General features: G+C 69.6%; 8 protein-coding genes. 5 read left to right on the forward strand and 3 right to left on the reverse strand.

Going from position 1 to position 7,909, the window contains the following annotated elements; all coding sequences use genetic code 11:
- A partial coding sequence (locus ACL02O_RS33015) for a hypothetical protein (protein ID WP_412822104.1) occupies positions 1-280 on the reverse strand: 280 nt, incomplete at its 3' end.
- 197 nt (positions 281-477) lie between these two features.
- Here ACL02O_RS33015 and ACL02O_RS33020 point away from each other — a divergent pair.
- The 3 genes from ACL02O_RS33020 to ACL02O_RS33030 all read left to right on the forward strand — a co-directional run bounded on the left by ACL02O_RS33020 (position 478) and on the right by ACL02O_RS33030 (position 4,691).
- Complete coding sequence (locus ACL02O_RS33020; RefSeq protein ID WP_412822105.1) at positions 478-2,295, forward strand: asparagine synthetase B family protein; 1,818 nt, start codon at positions 478-480, stop codon at positions 2,293-2,295.
- Between the two features lie 207 nt (positions 2,296-2,502).
- Positions 2,503-4,032 (forward strand): DUF4082 domain-containing protein, encoded by a 1,530-nt coding sequence (locus ACL02O_RS33025; protein ID WP_412822106.1) that lies wholly within the window; start codon positions 2,503-2,505, stop codon positions 4,030-4,032.
- A gap of 266 nt (positions 4,033-4,298) precedes the next feature.
- Positions 4,299-4,691 (forward strand): helix-turn-helix domain-containing protein, encoded by a 393-nt coding sequence (locus ACL02O_RS33030; protein ID WP_412822107.1) that lies wholly within the window; start codon positions 4,299-4,301, stop codon positions 4,689-4,691.
- Here the strand turns inward: ACL02O_RS33030 and ACL02O_RS33035 are convergent.
- Complete coding sequence (locus tag ACL02O_RS33035) at positions 4,604-5,377, reverse strand: maleylpyruvate isomerase N-terminal domain-containing protein (protein WP_412822108.1); 774 nt, start codon at positions 5,375-5,377, stop codon at positions 4,604-4,606. The genes ACL02O_RS33030 and ACL02O_RS33035 overlap by 88 nt on opposite strands.
- Before the next feature lie 49 nt (positions 5,378-5,426).
- On the opposite strand from ACL02O_RS33035, the gene ACL02O_RS33040 reads away from it, so the two are divergent.
- The gene (locus tag ACL02O_RS33040; protein ID WP_412822111.1) at positions 5,427-5,582 is read left to right on the forward strand and encodes a hypothetical protein; all 156 of its coding nucleotides are present in this window, start codon (positions 5,427-5,429) and stop codon (positions 5,580-5,582) included.
- A gap of 230 nt (positions 5,583-5,812) precedes the next feature.
- Positions 5,813-7,222, forward strand: a complete 1,410-nt coding sequence (locus tag ACL02O_RS33045) for an IS1380 family transposase (protein WP_459560898.1) — start codon at positions 5,813-5,815, stop codon at positions 7,220-7,222.
- 74 nt (positions 7,223-7,296) lie between these two features.
- On the opposite strand, the gene ACL02O_RS33050 is transcribed toward ACL02O_RS33045, so the two are convergent.
- Complete coding sequence (locus ACL02O_RS33050; protein WP_412822109.1) at positions 7,297-7,698, reverse strand: hypothetical protein; 402 nt, start codon at positions 7,696-7,698, stop codon at positions 7,297-7,299.
- Positions 7,699-7,909: the final 211 nt, after the last annotated feature.

Below are 7,909 nucleotides of genomic sequence, written 5' to 3' on the forward strand. Positions count from 1 at the left end.
GTAGGCCGCGGTGCCAGAGGTATCGAAGCACCGGAACCCGGGCCCCGCTGCGGGTGATCAGAAAGCCGGAGATGACGAAGAAGCCCAGGATTCCGATTTCGCCCAGCGCCGTCTGGCCGTTCGTGAGACCGCCGCCCGGATCCTCCGCGCCGAAGCCGATCGGCAGCGAATGGGACACGAGTACGGCGAAGGCGAACATGAGCCGGAGAAATCCGAAGCTGTTGTCCGCCGACAAGAACGCAGAGGCGAGGGTCGGCCTCGCCCGGATTCCCGCCACCACCGCGAAAGTCAATCACGGCGAGGCAGGAAGCGAGATATTTTCCTCGGTCGGGAAGTCGACATCGACGGGTCGAAGTTCTGTCACGCCATACGGCCTTTGCCGTATTGGGGCCGCTTTCCTCGGCTGTTGGCGATGATTACGCTGGCCGCCATGTCCGCCCAAGGTGAGCCGGCCGCGCTGCCCTCGGTGCTGCCAGGATGAGGTCGTTCCTCGCCGTCTCGTCCGCGCCCGACCGGCTGGCGACGATCGATGCGGCGTCCCGGGCCGAGGCTGTCGCCCGTCTCGGCGACGACGCGCGGGTGCTGCGCACCGATGACGGTTGGATCGCCTTCGCCGGCGAGGACCCGGGCGATCGGGTCGACGACTCCGGTGCCGCCTTCACGCTGCGGTTGGGCAGGGCGGCACGTACCCGTACCGCCGATGTCACCACCGCCGAGTTGGCGGAGCAGCTCGGCAAGGGCACCAAGGCGGACGGCGCCGCGCTCGCCGAGCTGGTGCCGCCGTTCGCCGCGGCGCACCGCACCGGGCCCGGCGAACCGATCGTGGCGGCCACGGACTGGCTCGGCTTCCGGCAGCTCTTCTCCTGGCAGGGCGATGGCGTGGCCGCGGTCTCGACGAGTGCGCTCGCGCTCGGCGCGCTGGTCGGCGCGGGCTTGGACCACGGGGCGCTGGGCCTGCAGAGCCTGGTGGGCTGGCAGGTGGGGCTCGGCACGGTCTTCGCGCAGGTCGAGAAGGTGCCGGCCGGATGCCTCGCGGTGCTGAACGCGGGCCGGGTGGAGACGCACCGCTATGTGGAGCAGTCGCTCGCCCTGGACGGCCCGGCACCGTCCCTGCCCGAGGTCGTCGACGAGATGGCCGGGATGCTGCGCGAGTTCCTCCGGGCGTACGTCGCCGACCATCCCGCGACCGTGCTCCAGTTGACCGGCGGTCAGGACACCCGCGTCCTGCTCGCGGCGCTGTCCCCGGAGACCCGCCGGGGGCTGCCCGCGCTCACCCTGGACGTGCGGGGTGGCTCGGACGCCGCGCTTGCCGAGAAGCTGAGCGCGATGTGTGGGCTGGACCTGCATGTCCACCGGCTGGACGAGCAGCCTCCGGTCACGCCGGCCGGGGCCCACCAGATGGCGCTGCGGGCGGCCGCGGCCCTGGACTGCATGGCGAGCCCGCTGGCCCTGGCGCCGTTGCTCCTCGCCGAAAGCCACCTCGACCAGGGGCACCGCCTCTCCGGTCTGGGCGGGGAAGCCTGCCGCGGGTTCTACTACTTCGGCCAGCCCCGCGGCGCGACCACCTCGCCCCAGCTGATCGGCCAGTTGGCGAACTGGCGCCTCTACGCGAACGAGGCCGTCGACGCCCGCGCACTCGAACCGCGGTTCGTGGCCGCCGCCCGCCCCGACGCGCTCGAACGGATCACGGCGTCCTTCGACGGCGCTCCGCCGCAGTGGCTCAGGGCCACCGACCACTTCTATCTCTACCAGCGGATGCAGCGGTGGGCGGGTGCCCACGGCTCGGTCGCGGCCGGCAACCGCTTCTTCATCAACCCCATGTTCGACCGGCGCTTCATCCAGTTGGCGCACGCCGTGTCGCCCGACCAGAAGGGGAGCGGCCTGCTGACCGGGCAGCTCATCCACCGGCTCGACCCGGTACTGGCCGCGGTGCCGCTGGATTCCGGGCTGATTCCCGCGCGGTTGGGGCAACGCGGCATCCGCGACCGTGCGGCGGCGGCCCGGGTCACCGCGCGGAAGCTGTCCCGCAAGGTGGGCCAGCGGCTGCGCCGGTCCGGCCGGGCGCAGTTGGGCGCGGCCGCGATGGCGGCCCTCGCCGTCGAGCACTGGCGCGCCGAGCCGGACGTCCTCGCGCCGCTGCGGAACAACGGCATCGTCCGGGAGGCGTGGCTGGACGAGTTGCTGGCGGGGCAGCGGGAGGCCGCCCCCGCCACGGTGGCCTTCCTGACCAACCTGCTGGTCGCCACCGCTCCGCCCGGCTCCCCGGTGAGGCCGACCGCGACGACGGTGACTTGAGGGCATTTCGGTCGTTGTCCTGGTGTGCTCCGGGTAGGACAGGTCAGCGTCAGGAAGTCGAGAGCTGTCATCGTGCTGGCCGTGGTCGGCGCGGTAGCCGTCACCGGAACGGCGCTGGCGGGTCGGGTGGTCACCAACACGAGCGGTGCTGCGCCCTCGGCGGCACCGCTCGGAACGTACTCGCTCTGGAGCAGCTCAGCGGTACCGATGACGGTGACCGTTTCGGACCGGCGGGCCGTGGAACTGGGGTTGAAGTTCAGCGCGGTCGAGGACGGCAGCGTCCTCGGCGTCCGGTTCTACAAGTCGATCACGAACACCGGCGTGCACACGGGCAGCCTGTGGGCGATCAACGGCACCCGGCTGGCCGAGGTGCGGTTCACGAACGAGACCAGGTCCGGGTGGCAGTACGCGAGCTTCTCGACTCCGGTGGCGGTCAAGGCCAACGCGCTGTACGTGGTGTCGTACCACACCAATGTGGGGCGGTACGCGGCCGACGACCGTTACTTCGCCTCCGGTCGCAGCCGTGGCCCGTTGCGCGCCCCGGCCGACGGATCGCGCGGTGCCAACGGCGTGTACCGGTACGGCGCCAGCGGGTTCCCGAATCGGGGCCACCAGGCCACCAACTACTGGGTCGACGTCGCTTTCCAGCAGGCAACTCCCGGGACGTCCAGTCCCACCCCTCGACCCACCCCCACGACGGCGTCCCCCCGCCCCACACCGACCGAGACCACACCGACCGCGGTGCCGACCCCTGACCCCACCACGCCCGCACCCACTCCGACCGCCACCGGCAACCCCGACAGCACTGGGGGTGGCAGGTACCCCCAGCGCTTTTCGGTAGGCGCGCCGGGAGTCGGCCGGTATCGCCAGTCCGACGCCAGGCTCCCCGTGCCGGCCGGCTACCAGGAGGTGTTTCCGCACGACAACACGAGCAAGGAGTGGGACCTCTACGAGTGCGACGGCACGGTGAACCTCGACCGCAAGTACTTCCATGCCTTCATCTACATCGGCACGAACTGCCACGGCACCGTCAACATCACGAACTCCATCATCGCGCCGCCACCGGGTTCCGCCAATCGGGCCATCCTCGTCAACGCGAATTCGTCGGGCAGCCTCCGGCTGAACATCAGCAACACGACGATCCGGCCGGAGCCGGTCGGTCTCGGCATGAGAAGCGCCCCGTTGACCGATCACGCGATCAACGACTGCGCCACCTGCACGATCCGGCTGAGCCGCGTCGACGTGGCGAACACGGGCGGCATGTGCCTGTGCGGGGTCAACACCACCATCGAGTACAGCTGGCTCCACGACAACTACATCGCCCACCTGGCTGATCCCTCGTCGGCCCACACCGGTGGCGTCTTCCCCTACGGCGGCACGGGTCCGCTGGAAATCAGCCACAGCCGGCTCGAGCCAGGGGTCGACGCCTACACCGGCGCGGCGATTCCCGACTACTGGCAGGCCATCACCGCCGTGCTCTTCACCCAGAGCGCGGGCGGCTCCACGCTGCGCGACTACCAGGTCCATGACAGCTTCATCTCGCTCGGGGCCTTCGGGCTGTACGCCCAGGACGGCGAGGGGCTGCGACTGCGCGACAACGTCTTCGGGCCGACGCACTGGGGGTACACGAGTCGGTGCGGGTCCGGGTGCCCCGTCACCTTCGCCGACTGGACGAACAACGTCGTGGGCACGATCGACGGCAGCCCGACCACGCAGCTGGTTTCCCAGCCCGCCTAGTGCGCTGACCGGGAACGTTTACCGGGTTGGCGGCGGCGGGGCCGGAACCGGTTGGATGAGACGGACATCCGACGGGTCTGGGGGCGTGGCGGCGGAGCTGGCCAAGATCAGGAGGATGACCGACCAGGAGGGCCAGCAGTTACAACGGATCGTGCGCCGGGGCAGCACCAGCACAGTGCGCTATCGACGGGCGATGATGCTGCTGGCCCCGGGTGGCGGCAACCGAGTTCCAGTGATCGCCCAGTTGGTGCAGGCCGACGAGGACGGTGCGGGAGGTGATCCACCGGTTCAACCAGATCGGCCCGGCCTGCCTGGACCCGTGGTGGGCGGGAGGCCGTCCCCGCCTGCTCAGCCCTGACGACGAGGACTTCGTCGTCCAGACGGCCACCACCCGCCCGACCAAGCTCAGCCAGCCCTTCACCCGCTGGTCCATCCGCAAACTGCTCGCCTACCTGCGCAAGGTGCACGGCCGGGTGATCCGCATCGGCCGCGAGGCCCTGCGCCAACCCCGGGCCCAGTGGCGCCCGCGGGAGCGCGCGCACAACCGACAGATGCGTCACAAGTGCGCGCTTTACGCGTTCGGGTCCCAGTCTGCGAGCTGCTCCATCGGCTCGGTGTCGCCGGTGGTCTCCAGGCCGTCGAGCGGGACGCGCTCGTAGAAGTAGAGGACCAGTTCGCTCGCTGCGCCTCGCATCGCCATGTCGCCCGGCTCCGCGTCGGCGGCGAGGTCGTCGCAGCGGACGCCGTCGGCGTTGAGGGTCAGGCGCCAGGAGCGGCCCTCGGTCGTGTGCAGGTCGATGGTCGCCGGCTTGAACGGCCAGGGGACGGTCGTCGCCGAGACGGTCGTCAGGAACTCGTCGACGCCCTCGACCGCGACGTCCGTCGGCAGCGGCTGTGCGGCCCCCTGGGTGAGCTGGGCGTCGTAGGTGTGGACGGCGATCTCCTGGATCTGGTGCCGGGCCACGGCTCCGCTGGTCTCCGGGGCCTGCGAGCGGCCCCACCAGGTCCAGCAGCCGCGGTCCGGGCCGGCCTCGCGCATCGCGTCGAGCATGAGCTCGGTCGACTCGGCGAGCCAGGCGTCCAGGGCTTCGCGGTCGCGGGGCGCGGTCGGGGCGCCCTTCGGGTCCGTCCTCGCCGGGGGCTCAGCGCCCGGGCCCGCCGCGATGATGGCGGCCTGGCGGCGGCGGCCGTCGCCGAGGTGCTGCGCCAGTTCGAGCAGCGTCCAGTCCGGGCAGGTCGGAACCTGGACGTCAAGGTCGGGGGCGGACCCGATCGCGGCGCGGAACGCGGCCGAGCGGTCTTCGATCAGCCGCAGGACCTCGGGGAACTCCAAAATGTTTTGCATTTCGGTTGTGTATCACTGCGCTTCGGCCGCCGGGTAGCGAATTTGTCGGATGAGCGCGTCGACAGCCGGGCGGAGCGCCGGCGCCGAAGCCGTCCTGAAACTCCGCGCACTGCTCGCCAACGGCGACTTCGACCGCTACTGGACCTACCATCTGGGCCAAGAGCAGCAGCGCAGCCACCAGGCCCGCTACCAGCTCGCTGCTTGACCTACGAAGTCACTCCCAGCAATCCGCACCCCTGGCCGATGTCAGCGGCCTGAGTGGTGTGCGGCCCGGCGGCGCCAGCGCCAGCGCCAGCGGAGTGAAACGAGAGCTAGCCCGGGTGTTTCAGGAACGGTGATCAACACAGTGGAGATGGAACGCGAAAGTGCCTTCTGAGCTGGGATGATGCGGCTTGTCGAAGGTCTCGAACACTCCGAGCGGAAGGCACTTTCTGCGTGCACCCTACCTCGTTGCGTCCCAAGCTCACCGTCACCGCCGACGGCACTGGCGTGGTAGCCCATGCCGGCACCCGGCTGTTGACCGATCTCGCTGGCGCCACTGGGCTAACCAGGACGTTCAGCAATGCTCTGGGCGGGCTGCGCCGCCGGGACACCGGCCACGATCCCGGCCGCGTTGCCGTTGATGTGGCGGTCATGCTCGCCGACGGTGGGGAGGCGATCAGCGACCTCGTGGTGCTACGCGACCAGCCGGACCTCTTCGGGCCGGTCGCGTCCACCTCGACCGCGTGGCGTGTGTTGGCCGGCATCGGCCCGCAGGAGTTGGCCGCTCTGCACACTGCCCGGGCACAGGCGCGCGAGGTGGCGTGGGCGCATGCCGCCGAAACCGCCGGCGGTATCCCACCAGCTCGCGCCGGCGGCCGCGACATCCCCGGCTTGGTCATCGACCTCGACGCCAGCGTCGTGATCACACACTCAGAGAAAGAGGACGCCGCGGCGACGTTCAAACACAGCTTCGGCTACCACCCGCTGCTCGGATTCCTGGACAACACCGGTGAAGCCCTCGCCGCGATCCTGCGCCCGGGCAACGCCGGGTCGAACACCGCAGCCGACCACATCGCCGTGCTTGACGCATGTCTGACCCAGATCCCCGACCACCACCGCCACGGCACCCCGATCCTGATCCGCACCGACAGCGCCGGACATACCCGCGAGTTCCTGACCCACATCCGATCGCTACGCGCGCGCGGCGTCGATATCCGTTTCTCCATCGGCGTGCCGGTCACCGCCACCATCCGCGAGATGCTGGCCTGGCTGGTCGACCAACCTGACATCTGGACCCCGGCACTCGATCCCGACGCTGGGCTACGCGAGGACGCCGAGATCTGCGAGATCACCCACCTGATCGACACCAGCGCCTACCCGGCCGGCACCCGCATCATCGCCCGCCGCGAACGGCCACATCCCGGTGCTCAACTATCGCTGTTCGACGAGGCCACCGGTTGGCGACACCAAATCTTCGCCACCGACACCCCACACGCAGACGCCCCACTACAGCACCTCGAAGTCCGTCACCGCGCCCACGCCCGCGTCGAAGACCGCATCCGCTGCGGCAAGACCACCGGGTTCGGCCGCTTCCCATCCCGCCACTTCGCTATCAACGCGGCCTGGCTACAACTTGCTCTGACCGCGATTGACCTGCTCACCTGGCTCCAGCTGCTGCTATTGGACGGTGAGCTCGTCTACGCCGAACCGAAGAAGCTGCGTTACCGGCTACTCCACGTCGCCGCACGGCTCACCCGCGGCGGGCGACGACTACGACTTCGTATTGCCGCGACCTGGCCCTGGCGACATCACCTGCTCACCGCTTACGCCCGACTCGAGGCGCTACCGCAATCCGCGACCTGATGCGATCACCACCAGTCCCGAGCACCGAACTACCCGTCAACCCGAAACCGTCCGTTGCGCCAGTAACTGTGCCCTCATGCGCCATCAGTAATCAGCTCGATCAGTGACCGGGCGAGCCTACGGTTGTGCTGCCACGGCTGCGGGTCCTCGGTAATCGACCGCAACAGCGGCAGGGCGTTGCGAACATGCCCCCTCATGACCTGCTCCACATCGACCAATACGCCACCGCGTTCGTAGCTGTCATACCCCGGCAGGACCTCGGTTTCCAGCATCTCTGCCAGGCTGACCAACGCCTGCGCACGTGCCTCAGCCCGCCACCGCCCCGCCACCGCCAGCATCACCACCGCTGCTGGAGCAGCCGCTGGAAACAGCACTGCGGCGTGGCTGTTACCTACCGCGTCCTGCAACGCCGCGACGGCCCACGCCACCGCTACCTCCGACTCACCCGCGGCGATCGAGTACAACGCCGCCTTCACCCGGGCAGGGTCCTGTTGCGGTGGTGAAGGCTCCAACGCCCAGTCCATCCCACCGATCACAGCCTCAAGATCCACAGCACCCCCGGCTATCCGACCCGACACGCCAGCCTACGGCGACCACACGTCCCGGCATCGCCAAGCTAATCGAGACGCCCCATCTCCGATAGCGACGTGAAAGACCCGGGCTAGATCCTTGGGTTCGAGAATCTGG

This window comes from Micromonospora mangrovicola, from assembly GCF_047200535.1.
Taxonomy (GTDB): domain Bacteria; phylum Actinomycetota; class Actinomycetes; order Mycobacteriales; family Micromonosporaceae; genus Micromonospora.

Coding starts and splice junctions, on each gene's coding strand:
- ACL02O_RS33035 (WP_412822108.1), bottom strand. CDS start 5,377: ATGCAAAACATTTTGGAGTTCCCCGAGGTCCTGCGGCTGATCGAAGAC.
- ACL02O_RS33040 (WP_412822111.1), top strand. CDS start 5,427: ATGAGCGCGTCGACAGCCGGGCGGAGCGCCGGCGCCGAAGCCGTCCTG.
- ACL02O_RS33025 (WP_412822106.1), top strand. CDS start 2,503: ATGACGGTGACCGTTTCGGACCGGCGGGCCGTGGAACTGGGGTTGAAG.
- ACL02O_RS33020 (WP_412822105.1), top strand. CDS start 478: ATGAGGTCGTTCCTCGCCGTCTCGTCCGCGCCCGACCGGCTGGCGACG.